Raw genomic sequence first — 23,171 nt, 5'->3', positions numbered from 1 at the left:
TATATATCTAGGATATAAAATCTCAATAATAAACGCAACAAAGGAGATAAAATGACTGCAATACCAGTAAAAACAAATAAAGAAAATACAGCAGTGTCAACAATGTTCGGGAAAGCTAAATATTTTGCTTTAATCTCAAATGATAAAATAGAAATTATAAGAAATGAGCATGCAGGTGGAAGAGCAGTTGCAACATGGTTAAAAAGTAAGAATGTAGATATTCTTATAACTTCTCATATGGGTGATAATCCATTTTCTGTACTTTTAGAAATGGGAATAAAAGTTTATTTTGCCGGAAACGAAAGAATTGAAATGAATGATGTTTTATTAAAATATGCAGATGGAGAATTACCACCTTTAACTTTAGAAAATTTTAAAACACTTATGAAAGATGATTTACACAATAATCGTAAATCAAAAAATAAAGAATTAAATAAAAGTTCTATATTTATTTAGTTTATAGTAATATTAATGCTTATATTAATTTAAACAAAAAGGATAAAAAATGAAACATGTATTAATGACTTTACCTTATACTTTAGATGCATTAGAACCATTAATGTCAAAAGAAACTTTAGAGTTTCACTATGGAAAACACCACCAAACTTATGTTAATAAATTAAATGAATTAATTGAAAATACTAAATATGAAAATTTATCATTAAATGAAATAATAAAAACTTCAGAAGGTGGGGTTTTTAATAACGCAGCACAAGTTTCTAACCATGATTTTTTCTGGAATGGTTTAACTCCTAATCAAACAAATATTCCTTCGAATCTTGAAGATGAGTTAGTTAAAGCTTTTGGAAGTGTTGATGAGTTTAAAAAAGAATTTACGGCAAAAGCAATAGGACAATTTGGTTCAGGTTGGGCTTGGTTGGTTCAAGATGAAAATAAAAACTTAAAAATAATTACAACTTCAAATGCACAAACACCAATTCAAAGTGATTTAAAACCACTATTAGTATGTGATGTTTGGGAACATGCTTATTATATAGATGTAAGAAATGCAAGACCTGCTTATTTAGAAAATTTTTGGAAACTTGTTAATTGGAATTTTGTAGAAAAAAACCTTGATTGATTAATATTTGATTGTAATCAATATTATTTTGAAGTAAGTAAGTTATAATCACTGATAATTTATATTATAAGGCTAATTTATGAAAAAATACTCTTTATTTATTTTATTCTTTATTTTAACTTACTGTTGTAATGCTCAAATGTTTAATGAAAGTGAATCTATTATAAAAGATACAAATACAAATTTATTATGGGAAGACACAAAGGAAGCTAAGAGTATAAAAAGAACTTTTAAACAAGCTAATGATTATTGTAAAAATTTAGAGCTAGATGGGCATAAGAATTGGAAAGTACCAGGTTTTATGCCTTTATTTTCACTTGTTGATACAAAAGTTTATAATCCTACTTTATCAAAAAAATTTAAATATTTTGTTTCTGATAATTACTGGACAAGTAAAACTTTTGGACATGCTACAAGTGGCGAAGCTTTTGTTATAAACTTTCTTTCTGGTGCTTTTAATAGGGAATTGATGGAAGACAAGTTTTTTGTAAGATGTTACAAAATTTTAAAATAAGAGAAAATAGATTATTTATATTCTATTTTCTCATTAGAAGCTAAAAGTGCTCCACAAAGTTGATATAAAATTCTAGCACCTACATTTTCATCCCATCCATTTTTACTAGTTCCAACCTCACATAAATCAAAACCAATAATATTTCTTCCACTTTTGACTATTAAAAATATTAGATACTCAAGTTGTGAAAAACTAAGACCACTAGGAACTGGTGTACCTGTATTTGGGCAGTTAATTGGTTCTAGACCATCAATATCAATTGATAAGTAAACATTATTTGGAAGCTGTTCAATATATGGAGTAAAAACTTCTTTTAAAGATTTTCCATTTGCTAATTCTTCTTTCATTTGTGAGTCATATAAACAAGAACCTTTATTTCCATAATCTTTTAATCTATTTGCTTCTTCACTTGAATAATCTCTAATTCCAAATTGAACAAGTTTTGAGATTTTTTTACATTCATTCATTGCATTATAAAAAATAGAAGCATGAGAATAGGTAAAGCCTTCATAAGCACATCGTAAGTCATGATGAGCATCGACATGAAGTATTCCAAAATCTTCATCTTGTGTATCATTTAAAGCTTTTATAAGACCAAGTGGTGAAGAGTGATCACCACCTACAACGCCAACAGATTTACCTTTTTTGATTTGTTTGATTGCTTTTTTATAAACAGAAGTATTTAAAATATCTGATGCCTCATTTACAAATTTGAGTGCTTTTTTATCTTCATTACCTTTTTCTATGGCATCTATTACTTTAATAGCTTTTTTTCTAGCTTTATTGCTTAACTCTAATAAATCCTTATCAGTTTCAAGCATAGCAATACCAGCAGTATAAGGTTTAATATAATGGTAGTTTTCTACATCAAGTTGATGACTTGAAAGTTTAATAGCATCAGGAGCTTTTGCTGTACCTTGTCCATATGACACTGTAGCTTCCCAAGGAACTGGTATTAAAACTAAAGAAGCTTCTTTGGGATTTAATCTTCCTCCTATAAAACCATCATTTTGAGCAGGTGGTAAGCCTTGTTCTAAAATTTCTATTTCTTCTTCTAATGTTCTGTATGACATTAATTTTCCTATTTAATAATATGAATAAATTATATGATAAAAAAGTCAATAAAAATGTTAATTTTGATTTATTTAAAAAATTTTGAGTAAAATGATTTCAAATATTAAAAAAAGAACTTCTAATGGCAACACAATTAAAATATGTATATACAAAAGAATATATTACAAACCTTGCAATAAAAATCAATGAAATTGAAAAAAGTTTTGATGTAAATAAGTTTATAAAATCAATTTTTGATTCTACTTGGGATGATTTAGAATTAAAACAAAGAATGAGGCAGATTGCAAATAAGTTAAATGATACTTTAATTTTTACTTATGAAAAACAACTTGATATTTTAAAAGAAGTTTCAAAAAGCTTTTCATCTTTTGAGGCTATGTTTTTTCAAGATTTTGTAGAAGTTTATGGACTTGAAGATTTTGATAATTCTATAAAAGCTTTAAAAGTCTTTACAATTGATTCAAGTAGTGAATTTGCTATAAGACAGTTTATTTTAAAATATGAAGATAAAACTATGAAGGAATTAAAAATATGGGCAAAAAATGAAAATGAACATATTAGAAGACTAGCTTGTGAGGGCTGTCGTCCAAGACTTCCTTGGGCAGTTTCATTGAGCATTTTTAAGAAAAATCCTGCAAAAGTTTTAGAAATTATTGAAATACTTAAAAATGATAAAAGTGTATATGTTCAAAAATCTGTCGCAAATAATTTAAATGATATTTCAAAAGATAATCCATCTTTAGTAATCAAGTTTGTTAAAAATAATCTAGAAAAAACAAAAGAACTAGATTGGATTTGTAAACATGCAAGTAGAACCTTACTTAAAAATGGGGATAAAGAGATATTAAAACTTTTTAATTTTGACAAATCTTCACATATAAAAATTAAAGATTTTACTTGTGATAATTCTGTAAATATTAATGAAAATCTAAATTTCTCTTTTGAATTAAAAAGCGATGAAAAAATTGGAAATATAAGAGTTGAATATATTATTGATTATTTAAAAGTGAACAAAAAACATAATAAAAAGATTTTTATGATAAGCCAAAATGAAATTAAATCTAAATCTAAAAAATTTACAAAAAAACAAAGCTTTAATAATATGACTACAAGAAAACATTATATTGGAAAGCACTATATTTCAATTTTAATAAATGGTGAAGAAAAAATAAAGAAGGAGTTTGAGTTAAATGACACCAGCAATTAATTTACTTAAAAAAAATAAATGTGATTTTAAAATACATAAATATGAACATGACCCACTTTGTACAGATTTTGGAAATGAAGCAGTAGAAAAATTGGGACTTAATGCAAAACAAGTATATAAAACACTATTAGTAGAATTAAGTCCAAAGCAATTGGCAGTTTGCGTAATTCCTGTTGCAAATCAATTAAGTCTGAAAGATGTTGCTAATGCTTTTGGTGTAAAAAAAGCTATTATGGCAAATAAAGATGAAGCCCAAAAGGTTACGGGTTATTTACTTGGGGGAATTTCTCCTTTAGGACAGAAAAAAAGACTTAAAACTGTTTTAGATACAAGTTCACAAGAATTTGAAACAATATTTATAAGTGGTGGAAAAAGAGGTTTAGATATTGAAGTTAAATCAAAAGACTTAATAAAGCTTTTAAATGCAATTAATTTTAAAGTTACTGCATAGTATGAAAAAATAAAGAAGTTAAAAGATATTTTTTATCTTTTAACAAAGATTTAACTTTTAAAGAGTAAGATTTTAATATAAAACTATATAAGGATTATATTATGTCAACATCAGATATTCAAGCTATTTGTTCTCAGTTATTAACACCTGATGATTTAGCAGTTGATGATAAACTTTTTGAACAAGTATTAAAAGAAAAAATAGTTACTAAAATATTAGAAAATAAAAAAACTAAATATATAAAAATATTCTCAAAAGAACAACTTTTTTTATCTCATATAACACCATTACTACATAATATTGGTTTTGAGATTATTGATGAAGTTACATATAATGTAGCAAATGAAAAAGAACTTATTTATATTTCAAGGTTTAATCTAAATGTAGAAAATTTTGAAAAAATTGAAGAAGCAAAAGAAAATATTGAAGCAATAATTTCTTATTCTTTAAAAGATTGTAGTGTTAAACACTCAAAAGCTTATAGTTTAGTTTATAAAGAAAACCTAGATTTACGAAAAATAATGCTAATACGTGCTTTTATAGAATATATAGATCAAGCAGTTTTAACAATAAATTCAGCAACAATACTAAAAACTCTTACAACAAATCATATCTTAGCTTCTATTTTTGTAAAATATTTTATTACAAAATTTGAACCAAATATTGAAGATAGAAGTGCTAAATTAGAAGCAATTGAAAATAGTATAAAAGAAGAGATTAAAAATATTCCTCAAATCATTGATGATAAAATTTTAAATATAACACTGTTATTTTTAAAATCACTTTTAAGAACAAACTACTTTTTAAATCAAGAAACAATCTCTTTTAAAATAAATACAAAAGAGTTTGCTAAAGATTTAAAAGGCCTACAACCAAATATTGAAAACTTTATTTTCCATAGAGATTTTTATGGTGTTCATTTAAGAATGTCAAAGGTTTCAAGAGGTGGTTTAAGATGGTCTGATAGACATGATGATTATAGACAAGAAGTAAAGTCTTTAATGATTACACAAGAAGGTAAAAACTCTATTATTATTCCTGATGGATCAAAAGGTGGTTTTGTAATTAACAAAAATCAAGCCGATATTACAAAAGAATATTTTAAAGAAATTTATTCATTATTTATAAATGCAAATTTAGATTTAGTTGATAATATGATTGATGGAAAAATTGTAAAAAATGATAAAGTAGTTTGTTATGATGAAGATGATGCATATTTTGTAGTTGCTGCTGATAAAGGAACTGCTGCAATGAGTGATGTTGCAAACTCAATCGCAATAAAACGTAATTACTGGTTAGGGGATGCCTTTGCAAGTGGAGGTTCTAATGGTTTTGGTCATAAAGATTTAGGTATTACTGCTCGTGGTGCAATTATGTCTTCAAAGAGGTTTTTTATAGAAGAGGGCGTTGATATTTATAAAGATGAAATATCAATAATTGGAATTGGCTCTATGAGTGGAGACGTTTTTGGTAATGGAATGATTGAATCAAAAACATTTAAATTATTAGGTGCAATTTCTCATAAAGATATATTTATAGATCCAAATCCAGATATAAAAAAATCGTTTATTGAAAGAAAAAGATTATTTGAGTCTAACAGTGGTGGCTGGAAAAGTTATGATAAATCTCTTATTTCAAAAGGCGGTGGAGTATTTGCAAGAAGTGATAAACAAATACCCGTGAGTGCTGAGATTAAAAAACTTTTAGGAATAGATATTGATGTAATATCAGGTGAAGAATTATGTAAAAGATTACTAACATTAGATGTTGATATGCTATTTAATGGTGGGGTTGGAACTTATGTAAAAGCAAGTGATGAAAATAATCTTGATATTGGTGATAAGCAAAATGAAGCAGTGAGGGTTGATGCAAATGAATTAAAAGCAAAAATTGTTTGTGAGGGTGGGAACTTAGGTTTTACTCAAAAATCAAGAATAGAATATGCTTTAAATGGAGGACGAATTAATCTTGATGCAATTGATAATTCAGCAGGAGTAAATACATCAGATCACGAAGTAAACTTAAAAATATTACTAAAAAGTATTCAAGAACAAGGTATTTTAAATCAAAAACAATCAGAAGAAACACTTGATTCCCTAAAAGAGCAAGTTGTTCAAATGGTTTTACAAAATAATTATGACCAAGCTTTTATTGTTTCTATTGATGAAAGATTTTCAAGAAAATATTTAAATGATTATATACGTTCAATTGAAATTCTAGAAGAAAATATTGAAGCATTTAATAGAAGAGATTTTTATATTCCCAAAAATGAAAGTATAAATGAGATAATAGATATAAATGGTTCAATTGTACGACCAGTTTTAGGTTCATTAATTTCATATAGTAAAATATTTGTAAAAAAAATATTAATAGAATCAAAACTTATTGATGAAGCTTTTGCCTTACAATACTTATATAAATATTTTCCAAAATCTTTTGTTGGAGCTTATGAGCATGAAATATTAAACCATCCACTAAAAAGAGAAATTATTGCAACAATGATTGCTGATATTATAATTAATCATCAAGGTGTTACATTTATTTCTGATTATAAGAAATTAGGAAAAGAGAGATATTTATTAAAAATAAAATCTTATTTAGTTGCAAAACAATTATTTGGAACATATGATATTAGAAAAAAAATATATTCTCAAGACTATATTATGGATATAGAAGAGCAATATAATCTTGTTAATAAACTAGAATATATATTATATGCAAGTACAAGATGGATGGTAAAATATCTTAAAAAGAATGAATTAGATTCTGTGCATATTTTAGATTATAAAGATGAATTATTTACATTGTTATCACAGGTACATAGAGAAGATACTAAAGTTTTAATTAAAGGTGATGAGCAGTTTAATCAGTTTTTTACTGTAATTGATTACTTACGATTTGCAATTGCTGCAATTGTTATTAAACAAGATACTCATCACTCTTTTAAAGATGTAATAGTATTGTTCTATTCATTAATTCATGAGTTTAATATTCTTGAAATTATAATAGAATTAAATAAAGTGAAAATTACAAGTGCAAGTGATATGACACTTCGAGGTCAAGTATTACAATTTATTGAGTTTATTGTAGTTCACTACACAAAAAAAATACTAGAGTTTCAAAGAGTTGATGAAGAACCACAAGATGCTTTTTCAAACTTTATATCAAATGAAAAAGCAATTTTTTATAAAGTAAGAGAGCATTTAGATAATTTTATGGCAAAAGAAAACAAAGATATTAAAGAAATAGCGATAACTGTTAATCAATTAATGGTATCATTAATATAAGATGATATTATAATAGTATATTAAGTTTTAGTAATATATACTTAAAAAAGAAAGGATAAAAAATGAGTAATTTTAATAATGAACCAACAAACGATAAAATTGAAGATTATAATGGAAAAGAATCACCAGAAAAAAGAAATATTGTTAGATTAGTAGTAATTCTGATTTTAATAATAGGAGCTTTTTTTGCTTACTTAAAAACAACATCTTTACCAAGTGATTATATAGGTACTCCTGAAAACCCAGGTATTAATACTAGTAAAAATTAAATCATGTTAAAAAAGCAAGTTTTAAACTTGCTTTTTTTAATTAATCTTGTGTATTCATCATCCATATAGAGAAGACATCTAAATAATTCCAAAATGATTGTTTTAAATCATCTGGCATAGCATGAGGTTTTAAAACCATAATATAAGATTCTAACCAAACTCTTCTAGCTTCTTGAGTAATAGCAAAAGGAGCATGACGAGCAGCCATCATGGGTTTACCTCTACTTTGATCAAAATGCCTAGTTCCTCCACAAATTTGAATGAAAAAATCAGCTGAATGTTTTTTTGCTAATGCAAAGCCTTCATCAGAAGGTGGGAATAACCCTTTGATATTACTTTGTCTTAACAAATCATAGTGATCAGAAATAAGCTGTCTCATTCCATCTTCACCTAAGTATTCTAATACTTTTGGATCTGGTTTTACAACTGGGGGTCTAGTTCCTATTTGACCTTCTGTTATATTAAATTCCATATTATTAACCTTTTTTATATAAATTATTTGTATTTTATGTGCATTTTTTGCAAAGTAATCATACTATATATATTCTAAATCTTTATAAAATTCATCTTTATTTTAAATATGATAAAATAATATAAAATCAAAAATATGGAAGTAAATGGCAGTTAATACAGAAAAAATTTTAGAATGTTACAGCTGTGGTTTATTTGTAAACAAAGAAGTTGGTATAAAACCAGTAAAATTAAGATGTCCTAGATGTAATAGTAAATTAGTAAGTGAAAAAAAACATAGTATTAATGCTTTGTATTATTCTATTTCTGCTTTATTACTTTTCGCAATAATTAATATTTATCCTTTATTAACACTTTCCCTTGGAGTAACAGAACTAAAAGCTACACTAATAGGCACTGTTTTAATTCTTTTAGAACAAAACTTTTTCTTTGTGGCTTTGATTGTTTTTTTTACAGCAATTGTAGCACCTATATTAAACTCAATTATAATCATAATTTCATTTATACAAAAATATACGAAAATTAAACTACTTACGAAAACATTTTTACATGATAGTTTCCATTTCTTTAAGCATTGGGGATTTGTTGAAGTATTTATTATAAGTATAATAGTTACGTATATAAAACTTATTGGTATGGTTTCTTCAACAAAGTTTGATATTGGCTTTTATGTAATGCTTGCATATATCTTTTGTTTGTATATGGCAAATAAAAGCTATGAAGATAAAAATGTGTTTGGTGAATAAATGCTCTTAATATCTTGTAAAAACTGTCATAAAGTATATGAAAAAGAAAATTATGATGAATTTGTCTGTACTAGATGTAATCATAAAGTGAGAAAAAGAGTAAAGAACTCATTACAAGTTTCACTAGCTTTAACTATTTGTGCAATACTTTTATATATTCCAGCAATGCTTTATCCAATGATGGAAATTACAAAGTTTGGAATTAAAACGGAAAGTACAATACTAGAAGGGGTTGTAAGCTTTATAGAGTATAAGAGCTATTTTATTGCTTTTGTTATTTTTACAGCTAGTGTTATAATTCCTCTTATAAAATTAGTTGGTTTATTATTGATTTTTATTTCATTAAAAATTGATATTAAGATTAGGAATAAAAATAAAAATAGAATTTTTAAATTTATTGAAATGATTGGCAAATGGTCTATGATTGATATATATGTTGTAGCATTATTAGCGTCAGTTGTTCAATTAGGAGAAATCTTTAATATAAAAGGTGGACTTGCAGCTACATCTTTTGCATTAGTAGTAATACTTACAATGGTTGCAGCACATAGATTTGATACAAGGATTATATGGGATGAGCGATAAAGAGATTATTGAAAAACAAAATGATGATGTTATTTATAAAGCAAAAGAAGATGATAAAAAAGCAGTTTCTTCTATATGGCTTTTGCCTATTATTATTTTAGGAATTTTAGCTTGGATTTCGTATGAATCATATATGAAAAAGGGTACAAATATTACAGTAGTATTTAAAAGTGCAGAAGGTTTAAAAGAGGGTGCAACTGTATTAGAATATAAAGGTCTTCAATTAGGAAAAGTTACAAAAATTGATATTAATGATGATTTAGAAAATGTAAAAGTTAATATATTAGTTAAAAGTGAAGCTAGTAAATATGTAGCTAGTGAAGGTTCAAGATTTTGGATTAGAAGACCTACTATTTCTTTAACAAAAGTATCAGGTTTAAGTACACTTGTAGATGGTTATAAAATTGAAATATCACCAAAATTTAGAACAGATAAAGAGTTCGAAAATGCAAAAGAAAAATACGATTTTATTGGACTTGATAGTAAGCCAGATGATGAATTAGCAAGTAATGGTTATTATGTTTCATTAATTGCAAATGACAAAGATAGTATTGAAGTGGGAACGCCAATATTTTATAATAAATATCAAATAGGTGAGGTTGTTTCAAAAGACTTTAAGTTCGAGAAAGTATTCTTAAATGTTTATATTTATGATAAGTATAATTATTTAGTAAATAAAAGCTCAAAATTTGTATTAAATGAGGCTTTAAAAGTAAGCTATGGTCCGAGTGGTTTAAATGTTGAAATTGGTTCTTTATATTCTGCATTAGTTGGAGGAGTAACTGTAATTACTCCTGATAAAAATGATATCAAAATTGAAAAAGATGAGGTATATACTTTATTTGCAGGAAAAGATTCTTTAGAGAAAAAAGAGTATTTTCATATTAAATTCGCAAATGCAAACGGTATTGATGCAAATACACCTATTATTTATAAAGGCCTTGCTATTGGAAAATTAACAAGCTTAGATTTAAGAAATGACACTCTTACTTCTAAAGCTTTTATTTATGAAAAGTATAAATATTTACTTACAAATAAAACGCAATTTTATATTGAATCTCCTGAAATTAGTTTAGAAGGGGTTAAAAATTTAGGCAATATAGTAAAAGGAAATTTTGTATCATTAAATTATGAAGAAGGTGAACCTAATAATATTTTTACTGTTAATAATTCTAAAGAAAGTAAAGAGATAGATTCTTCTTTAATTTATACTTTAAAAAGTGATAGTCTAAATTCAATTACTAAAAAGTCAAAAGTTTATTTTAAAAATATTGAAATAGGAAAAGTTATTTATTATTCTTTAACTAAGGATTTAAAAAAAGTAAATATTCAAATATTAATTGATGAAAAATATAAAAAACTAATTCATAATCATACTCTTTTTTATGATATGAGTTCAAAACTTTTAGAGTTAAAAAACTTTGATATTGATATAAATTATGCAGGAGTTAATCCTTTATTAAATGGTGCAATTGCAATTGAAGAAATTAGACGTGATAAAAAACTTAGTAGAAAAAGTTTTAAATTATACGAAAGTTATAAAGAAGTAGAAAAATTAAAAAGACTGCATAATGATGGTTTTACTATTGATGCATATTTTAATAATGATTTTAAAATCAAAAAAAATATGGCAATAGTTTATAAAAATCAAGAAATTGGTTTTGTAAAAGCTATTAAATTTGATAGCAAAAAATCAAATGCAAAGCTATTTATATATAAAGATTATAAAAAATATATAAATAAAACAAGTAGATTTTATAAAAAAGGTGTAATAGATTTAAATGCAAGTTTAAATGGGATTTTATTTAATATGGATAATTTCACTTCTCTACTTGAAGGTTCAATTGTCCTAGAAAACAATACAGATATGCTTTATTCTAAGTATAATATTTACTCATCAGAAGATGAAATGAAAGATTCTTCAAATAGTATTACTATAATTTTTGATGATGTAGAAGGTGTTCATGAACAATTTTCTCAACTTACATATAAAGGTGTAAAAGTTGGGAAAGTTACAAAAGTTTCATTAAATGAAAAACAAAAAGTTGTAGTTAAAGCACAGATATATAATGATTATAAATCTTTTACAAAAGAAGGAACAGTTTTTTATTTAAAAAAGCCAAAAATTTCACTTCAAGAAGTATCTAATATTGGTTCTTCTGTAATGGCTGTAAATATTGGAGTTATAAAAAGCAATAACAAAAAATCACAAATTAGATTTAAAGGCTTCGATACTCTTCCTTCGCTTGACAAATCATATCATGGAACAATTTTCAAGGTTCACGCAAAACACGCTTCAAGTGCAAATGTAGATGCTCCTATTTATTATAAAAATGTACAAATAGGAAAAATAAATAAAATTGATTTATCAAATGATGCTAGTAGTGTTATTATGGATTGTTTAATTTATGAGAAATACACGAATTTTGTTAGAAGTAATTCAGTGTTTTATGATATAAGTGGCTTTAATATGAAGTTCTCACTCTTTTCTGGTTCAAAAGTTGAATCAAATACATTTACAAGTATTTTAAAAGGTGGCTTAGTTGTTGTTACACCGTATTTATATGATAGACCAGCAAACAGTAAAGATAAGTTTTTATTAGTAGAAGAACTCACAGAAGATTGGGAAAGTATAAGTCCAAGTATTAAGAAGTATTAAAAATATTAAGAAGTTTATAAAATAAGAAGTAAAAACTTCTTATTTTATATAATTTTCTTTTTTATCATTTGTATCTAATTCTTGCCCAATTGCTTGGTATCTTTTAAAGTAATATTTTACAAATTCGTTTATTTTTTTATTTACAGGCATAAAATATTTACCTTCTTTTATAGCATAAATATTTAAAAACTCGCTCGCATCTTTTTTATCTAAATAGTGTTTTGCTAAAGAAGTATATGTTTGAACATACCATTTTTTAAGCTCTTCATATTTTGAATCTGATAAGTCAATAATTAGTTTATTATCTTTAAAATCTAAAACTTCTGAATCAAATAATCCGCTTAAATGAATAATTCCTTCACAATAATATGGTTGAACTTCATCAACTTCCATCCAACCCATTAAGCCAACAGCTCGTTTAACTGTATCTATTAATACTTGTTTTTCTAGTTGTTTTTCATCGTTTGATTCATCTAGAAAGAATGATACTAATCCACCAGTTGTTGCTTTAAACTCTTCAATATTCTTAAAGTTACCGCTTTTATTCATAACAGATTCTGTTTCATCATCGCACCATAAAATATGACCAAATTCATGACCTATTGTCGTGATATCATAAACTTTATGCCAAGAAGCTGTTTCATTAAACAAAAACTTTCTATCTTCATTTAATATTTCATGTCCAAAGATTTCGCTACTTAATTTTAAAAATGGTTTAGCTCTAGTTGTTTGCAATATTTCATCAGAAAAAGCAAAAATCTTTTTTCCCATTTCTTTTGAAACAATTTCATCATTAGGTACAACTTGTGCTGAAAATAAGCCATTTAATTCAGCTCCAAAAAATAGTGCAGGACGTCCTATATAAAGCTGAACTTGGTCAAGTGATTTTAATGAAAAATCATAAACAGATTTATTTTTTTCATTTTGTTCAACATTTTCAAAAACTTTTGCAAATGCAGATTTGATTTTATTAACTCTGTTATCATCTTGTGAAAATTCAGGGTTTGTAAGTCTAATATCCCATTCTAATGCAACTGCTTTTCTAAAATGATCTTCATAATATTCTAAAGGATGACCAATTTGAACTGGAGATTTTATTTTCATCCAAGCTCTATCAACATCAGCCCATCTAGAAACTAATAAATGAGTTTTATCTTCACCAAAAGCTTTTATAAGAGATTGAATATATAGAATATAATTCCATTTTTCATTATATTCTTCATCTTCAAGCTCAATTAAACTCTCTTCAAAATCTTCAAGTGCATCAATAACTGCTGTTGTTTGTGTTTTAAAAGCGTTTATATATGCTTTTGAATGATATGAATCTTTTTCTTTTACGAGTGCTGAATATGATCTATCTGCTATGATATTATTATGTCCTAAGTCTAGTAAATTTTCATCTTCAAGATATTTAAATACTTTTTCTTCATTACCATCAAATTTATTCATTAACTCTTTATTTATTCCATTGATAATATGTGCAGTCCATAAACTTTGCCAAGAAGACATTTTTAAACCAACTTGATAAACACCTTCAAAAACTGCTCTATAAAATGGAGTTAATAGTTTATTATTTTGAATATACTCAACTGTATTTTTATGTTTTTCGTGCCAAAAATCTCTAGTAAAACAATAAGCATCTTCTTGTAATTCAATAATCTCTTCTTCATTTTTATTGTTTTTCTTTAATACTTGAACAAGTGAATCATCTCTTAAATTAACAAGTCTAGTAACAAGTGCAAATCTTAAATCTTCACTCATTGGAAGTTCAAGATATTTTGCAAATTCTTCTATAATTGTTAGTTTTTCTAATTCATTATTTTCAAGATATGAAATAAGTTTATTTACATTAGATTTTTGAGTATTTAAAAAAGTATAAACTTCATCTAAGTCATTTAAAAATTTATCATTATTCATTATATTATTCCTCTTGTATTATTACTCGTAGTTTATCTATTAATTGCTTTTTTATTAATAAGTAAATAGTTTTATATGGGTTTAAGTTGTATTTTTACATAATAGATGATAATAAAAAACATATATACTGTAAATAAAGTACATATGTTATGTAATAGGAGTTAGTATTAGTAAAAAGAAATTAATAGTTAAAAATGTTTTTAAAGTCTTTGGGAAAGAACCCAAAAAAGCTTTAAAAATGCTAAATGAAGGTGAGAGTAAAGATAATATCTTTACAAAAACAGGTATGACCATTGGTGTACAAGATGCAAGTTTCGAAATTAATGAAGGTGAAATCTTTGTAATTATGGGACTTTCTGGTTCTGGTAAATCAACACTTGTAAGACTTTTAAACAGATTAATAGAGCCAACTTCTGGCCAAATTTTTATTGATGATATTGATGTTACAAATTTAAGTGATAAGGAATTAATTGATATTAGAAGAAAAAAAATATCAATGGTTTTTCAATCTTTTGCTTTAATGCCACATATGAATATTATTGATAATGTTTCTTTTGGTTTAGAATTAAGTGGAATAGAAAAAGACAAAAGATATGAAGCTGCACAAAAAGCACTAGAGCAAGTTGGTCTTAATCATCATGCATTATCTTTTCCTGATGAATTAAGTGGTGGTATGCAACAGCGTGTTGGTTTAGCACGTGCTTTAGCAAACGATCCTGATATTATGTTAATGGATGAGGCATTTTCTGCACTTGATCCTCTTATTAGAACTGAAATGCAAGATGAACTTGTAGAACTTCAAGAAAAAGAAAAAAGAACAATTGTATTTATTTCTCATGATTTAGATGAAGCCATCAGAATTGGCGATAGAATTGCGATTATGCAAAATGGTGAAGTTGTTCAAATTGGAACACCTGAAGAGATTATCAATGAACCTGCAAATGATTATGTAAGATCTTTCTTTAAAGGTGTTGATGTAACTTCAGTATTAAATGCTTCTCATATTGTTAAAAAAACAAAGGCAACTATAATCAATAAAGAAGGAGTAGGTATTAAATCTGCTTTACAATATATTGGTGATTATGATGAAGATTATGCATATTTTATTGAAAAAAACGGTAAATATATTGGTCTTTTAACTGTAGAATCTTTAAAAGAACAAAAAAAGATTGATGGAAATATTCATGATGCAGTAATTGATGAAAAGCCAATTAATGAAAATCTTCAAATTGGAGAGTTTATTTCAGATGTAGCAGGGCATGCTTATCCATCTGCTGTAATTAGTGATGATGGAAAATATAGAGGAACAATTTCAAAAAGTAGATTGTTGAAAGTATTTGATGAAGGAGTTGATAATGAGTAATGATCCTTGGGGAAATGCATCAACTGCACAAGAAAATAGAGAATCATCAGTTGATTGGACACAAGAAGCTGCACAAGCTCCTATTGAAGAAGCTAATGAATTCAATATTTTGAATCCATTTGAAAATGTTCTTATTCCTTTTGACAAATGGACAAATGATGGAATTGATTGGTTAGTTGTTAATTTTAGAGAAGTATTTTTAGCAGCAAAAGCTCCTATTGATATTGTTTTAAAATCAATTGAAAGTTTTTTACTATTCTTAAATCCTTATGTTGTAATTTTATTCTTTGTATTATTAGCTTTACAACTTGCAAGTAAAAAACTTGCAATTGGAACATTGATTTCATTTTTTATCATTGGATTTATAGGTGCTTGGGAAGAATCAATGATTACACTTTCTTTAGTTATAACAGCAGTACTCTTCTCTGTAATAATAGGCTTGCCTTTAGGAATTTGGTCTGCAAAAAGTGATACTGTTGATAAAGTTTTACGACCTATTCTTGATGGAATGCAGACAACACCTGCATTCGTTTACTTAATTCCTATTGTAATGTTATTTGGTATTGGAAATGTTCCTGGAGTTATTGTAACTATTATTTTTGCACTTCCTCCACTTATTCGTCTTACAAACTTAGGAATTAGACAAGTACCTGAGGACTTAATTGAAGCTTCAAGATCTTTTGGAGCAAGTTCATCTCAAATGTTATGGAAAGTTCAAATTCCCGTTGCAATGCCTACTATTATGGCAGGAATCAATCAAACATTGATGCTTTCATTATCAATGGTTGTTATTGCTTCAATGATTGCTGTAGGTGGTCTTGGACAAATGGTTTTAAGAGGTATTGGAAGACTTGATATTGGTCTTGCTGCAGTAGGTGGTCTTGGTATTGTATTACTTGCAATTATCTTAGATAGATTAACTCAAGAAGCAGGTAAAAAAGATAAAAATGATAAAAGACGATGGCATGAAAAAGGGCCTATTGGTTTTATTTTAAATTTAAGGAGAAAAAATGTTAAATAAAAAAAGTTTAATTAGTCTTGTTGCTTCTGTTGCAGTAGCTTCAAGTTTATTTGGGGCAAAAGTAACTGCTGTTAAAACAGCAATTGCAGAAGAAGGTTTCCAAATGCAAGTTGTTGTGGAAGTTTTAAAAAAAATGGGACATACAGTTGAAGTTACAAATGATGTAGATTATGCAATTGCTTTTCAAACTATTGCAAACAATGCACAAAGTGATGATGTTTATTTTATGGCAGCTCATTGGGATCCATTACAAAATACAATGGTAGAAGGTGCAGGTGGAGAAGCTAAACTTACTAAATTCTCTGACTTTGTAGCTAATTGTGCTCAAGGTTATTTAATTGACAAAAAAACTGCTGATAAATATAATATTAAATATGTTAATGATTTAAATAAACCAGAAATTGCAAAACTATTTGATTCAAATGGAAATGGTAAAGCTGATTTAACAGGTTGTTCTGGTGGTTGGGGATGTTCTAAAGTAATTGAACATCAATTAGATGCTTATGGTTTAAGAGATAATATTGACCATAACCAAGGTTCTTACTCAGCACTTATTGCTGATACAATTGCAAGATATAAAACAGGTAAGCCAATATTCTATTATACGTGGACTCCTTATTGGGTAAGTGGTCAATTAGTACCTGGTAAAGATGTTACATTTTTACAAGTAACTAAATCAGCTAATCCTGATGGATACTCTACAAAACTTCCAAATGGTACAGATTATGGATTTGCTGTTAATAATCAAAAAATTGTTGCTAATAAAAGTGTACTTACAAAGCACAAAGATATAGCAAAATTATTTGATATTATAAAGCTTAGTGTAAATGATGTAAGTGGTGAAAATATGTTAATGGCAAATGGTCAGAATAAACATACAGATGTTCAAAGACACGCACAAACATGGTTAGAAAATAATAAAGCTACAGTTGATGCATGGATTAAAGAAGCAAAAGCTGCTAAATAATTCTTCTAAAATATAATTTTAAAACTAATTAAACAACAATTATAATTATACTAGTTATAATTGGAGTTTATTGGTTTTAAATTACTTTAGGAGAGAAAATGATTACTAAAAAAATATTACTAGGTGGATTACTTTCACTAGTTCTTACTTCAAATTTATTCGCTGCAAAAGTTACAGCTTTAAAAACTGTACTTGCTGAAGAATCTTTTCAATTACAACTTATTGTTGAAATGCTTAAAAAAATGGGACATAACGTAGAAATTTCTAGTGATTTAGAGTATGCAATTACTTTCCAAACAATTGCTGATAATGCAAAAAGTGATGATGTTTATTTTATGGCCGCTCATTGGGATCCAATTCAAACAAATATGATTAAAGGTGTAGGTGGTACTGAAAAACTTGCAATATTTTCTGAATATATATCTAATTGTGCATCAGGTTATGTAATTGATAAGAAAACTGCTGATAAATATAATATTAAATATATCAGTGATTTAAAAGATCCTAAAATTGCTAAACTATTTGATTCAAGTGGTAATGGTAAAGCTGATTTAACTGGTGCTAGTTTAGGATGGGAAGTTGCAGATACAATCAACCATCAATTAGATGCTTTTAAATTAAGAGATACAATAGACCATAATCAAGGTGCATATTCAGCAATGATTTCTGATACTATGGCTAGATATAAAACTGGTAAACCTATTTTATTTTGGACATGGACTCCTTATTGGGTAACAGGAAAATTAGTTCCTGGAAAAGACATTACATTTTTACAAGTAACACAGTCTGAGCATCCAAAAGGTATCGATACTCAAATTTCTAATGGAGCAAATTATGGATTTGCTATTAATTCTCAAAAAATAGTTGCAAATTCAAGTGTTTTAACAAAACACCAAGATATTGCAAAATTATTTGATATTGTTAAATTAAGTGTTAATGATGTAAGTGGTCAAAATATGCTTATGAGAAATGGACAAAAAGAGCCTAAAGATATTAAAAGACATGTTCAAAAATGGATTCAAGCTAATGAAACAAAAGTAAATTCTTGGATTAAAGAAGCACAAGCTGCAAAATAGTTTAAATTTAAATAAGGGTTTTAACCCTTATTTTCAGCAAACTTGGCTAAATCATTTATAGCTTTTACAATAGCATCACTAAATGATTTTATATTATCCCCATTTACACTTTTTCTACTAATTAAATTCATATCAATTCTATCATCAATCAAGTTATACCAAAAACCAAAACCATCAGGAACAACAGGACCAAAACCACCAAGGTCAAAATATTTTGATTCTATTCTACTTGTTGAGATATAACTGTATGTAAGTTTATTATATCCAACATCGTTAAAAAACTCTGGCATTTCTTTTAAACCTAACTCTTCACCAAAAAGTGTATACATATTTTTCATAGCAAAAAAGTATCTCTCAACTCCATTTGAGCGTAAACAATCTTTTATTCTTCTTGATTGTTTTTTACAAGCATCAGACATTAAATCTTTAAGTGTACTCTTATTTGAATCCTCATTATCAAATGCTTTTACAAATTCTAAAAGTTCCATAGATATAGGACGAGAACACTCTGTTCTACCATTTAAATAAATTCTAGTAGTAACAGCTTCATAGGTACTTTTTAATGTTCCAAACTTTCTATATTGTGCAAGTTGAAGTGCTAATTGTAAAAATGCATCGGGACTATAACCCATTTCTTTAATTTCATTACTTCCAAAATCTTTGAAATATAAAATCTCTTGATGAAGGTCCTTAGTTTTTTTAATATGTTTAGCTCTTAAATCATCTAATTGTTTTTTTAATTCTATAGATATTTCCCAATCAAGTTTTTTTACTTCTATGATTTCTTTGCTGTTATTTTCAATATGACTAGCCATAATCGAAGTATTTGTGATGTCTTCATAAACCATATTAATAACATTTATCCAAGAACCAGCATCAGAGCCTGTATGCTCTAAATTAAATCCAAAATCACCATTTTGATTAAAGATTAGTTGTAGGTTTTTGTCAAAATATCTATTATTTTCATTTGAAGCAATTAAACTCATTGCAAACTCATATAAACTTTTAGAGTTTTCATCCATACAAACAATAAATAAAGCATCTTTTAGTGTTTCGAAATTCTCACTATTTTCTTCAATTTCTACAATTTGTTCTAATAATACAGCTGCTTCATCTCTATATGCAGTAGTTATAATTCCTACACTTGTATCATTCTCTTTTATTTGCGATGTTAAAAGATTTTCTAATGTATTAGTGATTATTTTAGATGAATATCTTTTTGCATTTTCATCATTTAAAGCTAGTTTAAACATATGGTTTTTATACATCACAATTATATGAGAGTTTTTTGTTTTTTCTTTTACAATATACTCATCACGATTTTGTTTTGGAATTTTTGTTGCTTTAAACATCTCTTTATAAGCTGACATACATAAAGGTGTATTTTTTATTTTCTCAGGTTCAAAAGACTCATCTAAAATACTCTCATATATATCCATAAGTTTACTTATAATAACACCTGCAATCTGACAACTTGAATACTTAAGTTTAAGTTCATCTGTTATTAATTTGACAAAATAATTTACATCAATAGCAACAGGTTCTCTAATGTCTAAATACATATTTTTCCAAAGTGGTGCTAACCAATTACCTTCATTTTTTTTTGACCATTCTTCTAGTTTTTTTTCAAGAATAAGTCCTTCATTACTTGAAAAAGTTTCTAAATTAGCTTTTGTAGTTTGGAATTGTTCTTTAGAAATTAAAGGTTCAACCCAATCTAAAAAATTTTCACTAGCATCATTTAGATTTGAGAGTGGAAGAGTTTTTAATTGTTCTTGAAGTTCAAAAGTTTTTGACATTATTTTCCTTATTAACTATGATTATAATTTCTTTGATTATATCAAAAATTATTATAATAAGATATAATAAATAAGTAATAATCAGCATTTGGAGTTAAATGTGATAGAAAATAAAAATGATGAATATATAAACGGATATACTGTTTATAAAACGCAAGTTAATCCTAAAAGTGTGAGTTTAAATGATAGAATAATAAGAGTAGGTTGGGATAATGGTGAGCAAAGTGATTATCATTTTTTATGGCTTAGAGACAATTGCCATTGTGACGAATGCGTAACTTCTCTTAGTAAAGAACAAGTATTTGAAATTTGTGATGTTCCTTTTGATATTAAACCTTTAAGTGTTGAATTGTCAAAAGATAATATGATTAATATTATCTGGGATTATAAGTCCCATAAAAGTAGTTATCATCCAGCTTGGTTAAAGCAACACTGTTATAGTCAAGAAGCAAGGGAAAAACGAAATTTAAAATATAAAATTTGGGATAAAAAATTAATAGAAAAATCACTGCCTTTATATGAATATCAAGATGTAATGAATAAAGATGAGATTTTATTAAGTTGGTTATATGATCTACGTGATTATGGAATTAGCAAAATTGTAAACGTTAAAAATAAACTAAATGAAGTACAAAAAGTTGCACAAAGAATTTCTTTTATACGTGAAACAAATTTTGGTATAGTTTTTGATGTAATCTCTAAAAAAAGTGCTAATTCAGCAGCCTATACAAACCTAAAACTTCCTTTACATACAGATTTACCCACACGAGAATTACAACCAGGATTGCAGTTTCTTCATTGTTTAGTAAACGATGCTAGTGGTGGTGAATCTATTTTAGTTGATGGTTTCAAAATTGCTGAGTATATGCGTGAAAAACACAAAGATGAATATAAAGCTTTAAGTACTTTACCTATGTCTTTTTACAACAAAGATAAAAATAGTGATTATAGATTTGTAAGTCCTATGATTATAAGTAATGATAAAGATGAAATAGTAGAAATAAGAATGGCTAATTTTTTACGTGGACCTATTGATATTGATGGCAAAGATATGGAGTCTTTCTATAATGCTTATAGACTATTTATTCTATTGACAAGAGATGAAAAATTTCAATTTTATCATAGACTTAATCAAGGTGATTTAATTGTTTTTGATAATCGTAGAATATTACATGCCCGTAATTCTTTTGATTTAAAAGAAGGTGAAAGACATTTACAAGGCTGTTATGTTGATAAAGATGAATTATTATCAAAAATTAGAATTTTAGAAAGAGAGATTATATGAATAAAATACCAAAAACAATGAAGGCAATGCTCATGATTGGCAATGGCGATTATGATAAATTAGAATATGTTACAAATTATGAAACACCAATTCCAAAAGAAAATGAAGTCTTAATTCAAGTAAAAGCAGCAGGTGTTAATAATACAGATATAAATACAAGAATTGGCTGGTATTCTAAAAATGACAATAATCCTGAAGATGCTTCTTGGGGAGGTGAGAGTTTAAACTTTCCTCGAATTCAAGGTGCAGATGTTTGTGGATATATAGTAGCAGTTGGTAAAAATATTGATGAAAAAAGAATAGGGCAAAGAGTATTAATTGAGCCATCATTACAAAAAATAAATGGTGAACAGTTAGAAAATCCTTGGTATTTTGGAAGTGAGTGTGATGGTGGATTTGCCCAATTTACTGTTATTTCAAATGAACATGCACATGAGATAAAGAGTGATTATACTGATATTGAATTAGCATCTTTCCCTTGTTCTTATTCAACTTCTGAAAACTTATTAACAAGAGCACACGTAAATGAAAATGATATTGTATTAGTTTCAGGAGCTTCAGGAGGAGTTGGAAGTGCAACAGTACAACTAGCATGCGCAAGAGGTGCAAAAGTAATTGCAATTACATCACCTTCAAAGTTTGAAGAGATATTAGCTTTAGGTGCAAGTAAAGTGATTTCAAGAGATGATAATTTAGTTGAAGTTCTTGGAGAAAACTCTGTAACAGTTGTAATTGATTTAGTTGCAGGAAAAAAGTGGAATGAGTTTTTAGATGTGTTAAAACCTCATGGTAGATATGCAGTATCTGGTGCAATTGCAGGTCCAATTGTAGAACTTGATTTAAGAACACTTTACTTAAAAGATTTATCATTTTTTGGATGTACAATTTTAGAAAAAGAAGTTTTCCCAAATCTTATAAAAAGAATTGAAAAAAAAGAGATAAAACCTTTAGTTGCTAAAACTTTTGAATTAGAAAATATTGTTGTTGCGCAAAAAGAGTTTTTAACTAAGAAACATATTGGTAAAATAGTATTAGAAGTTAAATAAAAGGAATAAAATTGGCTTTATTAGATAACAATAAAGATGTACTGCCATTAAGTAGTATTGCTGAATTACTGACAGCAAAAGCACGAACATTAAAAATGTATGAGGAAAAAGGTTTATTTCCTAAGAAGAAAGAATTAAAGAAGCTTTATTCTATAAACGATGTTCAAATTATATCATTTGTTCATTATCTTGCAAGTGTTAAAAAAATAAATGCAAATGGTATTAAGTATATTATTGAAATGTTAGAAAATAATATGGATGAAAAAAACAAAGCAGATTTCCTAGAAATTGTTGAAAAAAAACTAGAAAAACTTTCTGCAAAAGAGATTGTAGACGTAGAGTCTATGTAATAT

At 26.7% G+C, this 23,171-nt stretch carries 21 protein-coding genes; 17 read left to right on the top strand and 4 right to left on the bottom strand.

Annotated elements, in window-relative coordinates:
• Positions 1-51: 51 nt before the first annotated feature.
• The 3 genes from D3Z07_RS05060 (at position 52) to D3Z07_RS05050 (ending at position 1,595) form a co-directional block, all read left to right on the top strand.
• On the top strand, positions 52-456 hold the full coding sequence (locus D3Z07_RS05060; RefSeq protein WP_122893223.1) for a NifB/NifX family molybdenum-iron cluster-binding protein: 405 nt from the start codon (positions 52-54) through the stop codon (positions 454-456).
• A gap of 49 nt (positions 457-505) precedes the next feature.
• Positions 506-1,081 carry a superoxide dismutase gene (locus D3Z07_RS05055; protein WP_122893222.1) on the top strand — a complete coding sequence of 192 codons (576 nt, stop codon included), beginning with the start codon at positions 506-508 and terminating at the stop codon, positions 1,079-1,081.
• A 79-nt stretch (positions 1,082-1,160) separates the two neighbouring features.
• Complete coding sequence (locus tag D3Z07_RS05050; protein WP_076085169.1) at positions 1,161-1,595, top strand: Lcl C-terminal domain-containing protein; 435 nt, start codon at positions 1,161-1,163, stop codon at positions 1,593-1,595.
• A gap of 11 nt (positions 1,596-1,606) precedes the next feature.
• On the opposite strand, the gene D3Z07_RS05045 is transcribed toward D3Z07_RS05050, so the two are convergent.
• Complete coding sequence (locus D3Z07_RS05045; RefSeq protein WP_076085172.1) at positions 1,607-2,668, bottom strand: agmatinase family protein; 1,062 nt, start codon at positions 2,666-2,668, stop codon at positions 1,607-1,609.
• A gap of 122 nt (positions 2,669-2,790) precedes the next feature.
• On the opposite strand from D3Z07_RS05045, the gene D3Z07_RS05040 reads away from it, so the two are divergent.
• From D3Z07_RS05040 to D3Z07_RS05025, 4 genes are all read left to right on the top strand, one after another.
• Positions 2,791-3,876 carry a DNA alkylation repair protein gene (locus D3Z07_RS05040; protein WP_122893221.1) on the top strand — a complete coding sequence of 362 codons (1,086 nt, stop codon included), beginning with the start codon at positions 2,791-2,793 and terminating at the stop codon, positions 3,874-3,876.
• On the top strand, positions 3,860-4,327 hold the full coding sequence (gene ybaK / locus D3Z07_RS05035) for a Cys-tRNA(Pro) deacylase (protein ID WP_076085178.1): 468 nt from the start codon (positions 3,860-3,862) through the stop codon (positions 4,325-4,327). The genes D3Z07_RS05040 and ybaK overlap by 17 nt, the downstream gene beginning before the upstream one ends.
• Positions 4,328-4,428: 101 nt before the next feature.
• Complete coding sequence (locus D3Z07_RS05030; RefSeq protein WP_076085181.1) at positions 4,429-7,614, top strand: NAD-glutamate dehydrogenase domain-containing protein; 3,186 nt, start codon at positions 4,429-4,431, stop codon at positions 7,612-7,614.
• A 62-nt stretch (positions 7,615-7,676) separates the two neighbouring features.
• Positions 7,677-7,883 carry a hypothetical protein gene (locus tag D3Z07_RS05025; RefSeq protein ID WP_076085184.1) on the top strand — a complete coding sequence of 69 codons (207 nt, stop codon included), beginning with the start codon at positions 7,677-7,679 and terminating at the stop codon, positions 7,881-7,883.
• 40 nt (positions 7,884-7,923) lie between these two features.
• Here the strand turns inward: D3Z07_RS05025 and D3Z07_RS05020 are convergent, their stop codons facing one another.
• Positions 7,924-8,355, bottom strand: a complete 432-nt coding sequence (locus tag D3Z07_RS05020) for a globin domain-containing protein (protein ID WP_122893220.1) — start codon at positions 8,353-8,355, stop codon at positions 7,924-7,926.
• A gap of 145 nt (positions 8,356-8,500) precedes the next feature.
• Between D3Z07_RS05020 and D3Z07_RS05015 the strand changes: the two genes are divergently transcribed.
• From D3Z07_RS05015 to D3Z07_RS05005, 3 genes are read left to right on the top strand one after another with little or no spacing between them, the layout of a single operon-like run.
• Positions 8,501-9,100, top strand: coding sequence for a paraquat-inducible protein A (locus tag D3Z07_RS05015; RefSeq protein ID WP_076085367.1), 600 nt, complete (start codon positions 8,501-8,503; stop codon positions 9,098-9,100).
• Positions 9,101-9,685, top strand: a complete 585-nt coding sequence (locus D3Z07_RS05010; RefSeq protein WP_076085370.1) for a paraquat-inducible protein A — start codon at positions 9,101-9,103, stop codon at positions 9,683-9,685.
• Positions 9,675-12,344: an MlaD family protein gene (locus D3Z07_RS05005; RefSeq protein ID WP_076085373.1), complete on the top strand. Its 2,670-nt coding sequence runs from the start codon at positions 9,675-9,677 to the stop codon at positions 12,342-12,344. Before D3Z07_RS05010 ends, D3Z07_RS05005 begins: the two co-directional genes overlap by 11 nt.
• A gap of 39 nt (positions 12,345-12,383) precedes the next feature.
• Here D3Z07_RS05005 and ciaB read toward each other — a convergent pair whose 3' ends face one another.
• Entirely contained in the window at positions 12,384-14,261 is a 1,878-nt protein-coding gene (ciaB, locus tag D3Z07_RS05000) for an invasion protein CiaB (RefSeq protein WP_122893219.1), read from the bottom strand.
• A gap of 238 nt (positions 14,262-14,499) precedes the next feature.
• Here ciaB and proV point away from each other — a divergent pair, with 238 nt between their 5' ends.
• From proV to proX (D3Z07_RS04980), 4 genes are all read left to right on the top strand, one after another.
• Positions 14,500-15,624, top strand: coding sequence for a glycine betaine/L-proline ABC transporter ATP-binding protein ProV (gene proV / locus D3Z07_RS04995; RefSeq protein WP_237671627.1), 1,125 nt, complete (start codon positions 14,500-14,502; stop codon positions 15,622-15,624).
• Positions 15,617-16,645: a glycine betaine/L-proline ABC transporter permease ProW gene (gene proW, locus D3Z07_RS04990; protein WP_076085382.1), complete on the top strand. Its 1,029-nt coding sequence runs from the start codon at positions 15,617-15,619 to the stop codon at positions 16,643-16,645. The genes proV and proW overlap by 8 nt, the downstream gene beginning before the upstream one ends.
• Positions 16,635-17,612: a glycine betaine/L-proline ABC transporter substrate-binding protein ProX gene (gene proX / locus D3Z07_RS04985; RefSeq protein ID WP_076085385.1), complete on the top strand. Its 978-nt coding sequence runs from the start codon at positions 16,635-16,637 to the stop codon at positions 17,610-17,612. Before proW ends, proX (D3Z07_RS04985) begins: the two co-directional genes overlap by 11 nt.
• Before the next feature lie 98 nt (positions 17,613-17,710).
• On the top strand, positions 17,711-18,688 hold the full coding sequence (gene proX, locus D3Z07_RS04980) for a glycine betaine/L-proline ABC transporter substrate-binding protein ProX (RefSeq protein ID WP_076085388.1): 978 nt from the start codon (positions 17,711-17,713) through the stop codon (positions 18,686-18,688).
• A 20-nt stretch (positions 18,689-18,708) separates the two neighbouring features.
• Here the strand turns inward: proX (D3Z07_RS04980) and D3Z07_RS04975 are convergent, their stop codons facing one another.
• Positions 18,709-20,487 (bottom strand): choline/carnitine O-acyltransferase, encoded by a 1,779-nt coding sequence (locus D3Z07_RS04975; RefSeq protein WP_076085391.1) that lies wholly within the window; start codon positions 20,485-20,487, stop codon positions 18,709-18,711.
• A 100-nt stretch (positions 20,488-20,587) separates the two neighbouring features.
• Between D3Z07_RS04975 and D3Z07_RS04970 the strand changes: the two genes are divergently transcribed.
• From D3Z07_RS04970 to D3Z07_RS04960, 3 genes are read left to right on the top strand one after another with little or no spacing between them, the layout of a single operon-like run.
• Complete coding sequence (locus tag D3Z07_RS04970) at positions 20,588-21,772, top strand: TauD/TfdA family dioxygenase (RefSeq protein WP_083657126.1); 1,185 nt, start codon at positions 20,588-20,590, stop codon at positions 21,770-21,772.
• Complete coding sequence (locus tag D3Z07_RS04965) at positions 21,769-22,818, top strand: alcohol dehydrogenase family protein (RefSeq protein ID WP_076085394.1); 1,050 nt, start codon at positions 21,769-21,771, stop codon at positions 22,816-22,818. The genes D3Z07_RS04970 and D3Z07_RS04965 overlap by 4 nt, the downstream gene beginning before the upstream one ends.
• An 11-nt stretch (positions 22,819-22,829) precedes the next feature.
• Positions 22,830-23,168 carry a MerR family transcriptional regulator gene (locus D3Z07_RS04960; RefSeq protein ID WP_076085397.1) on the top strand — a complete coding sequence of 113 codons (339 nt, stop codon included), beginning with the start codon at positions 22,830-22,832 and terminating at the stop codon, positions 23,166-23,168.
• Positions 23,169-23,171 lie beyond the last annotated feature (3 nt).

Source organism: Arcobacter peruensis (assembly GCF_003711085.1).
Lineage (GTDB): Bacteria > Campylobacterota > Campylobacteria > Campylobacterales > Arcobacteraceae > Poseidonibacter > Poseidonibacter parvus.
Note: the sequence above shows the minus strand (reverse complement) of the source record. Positions and strands in the feature narration are given on the sequence as shown.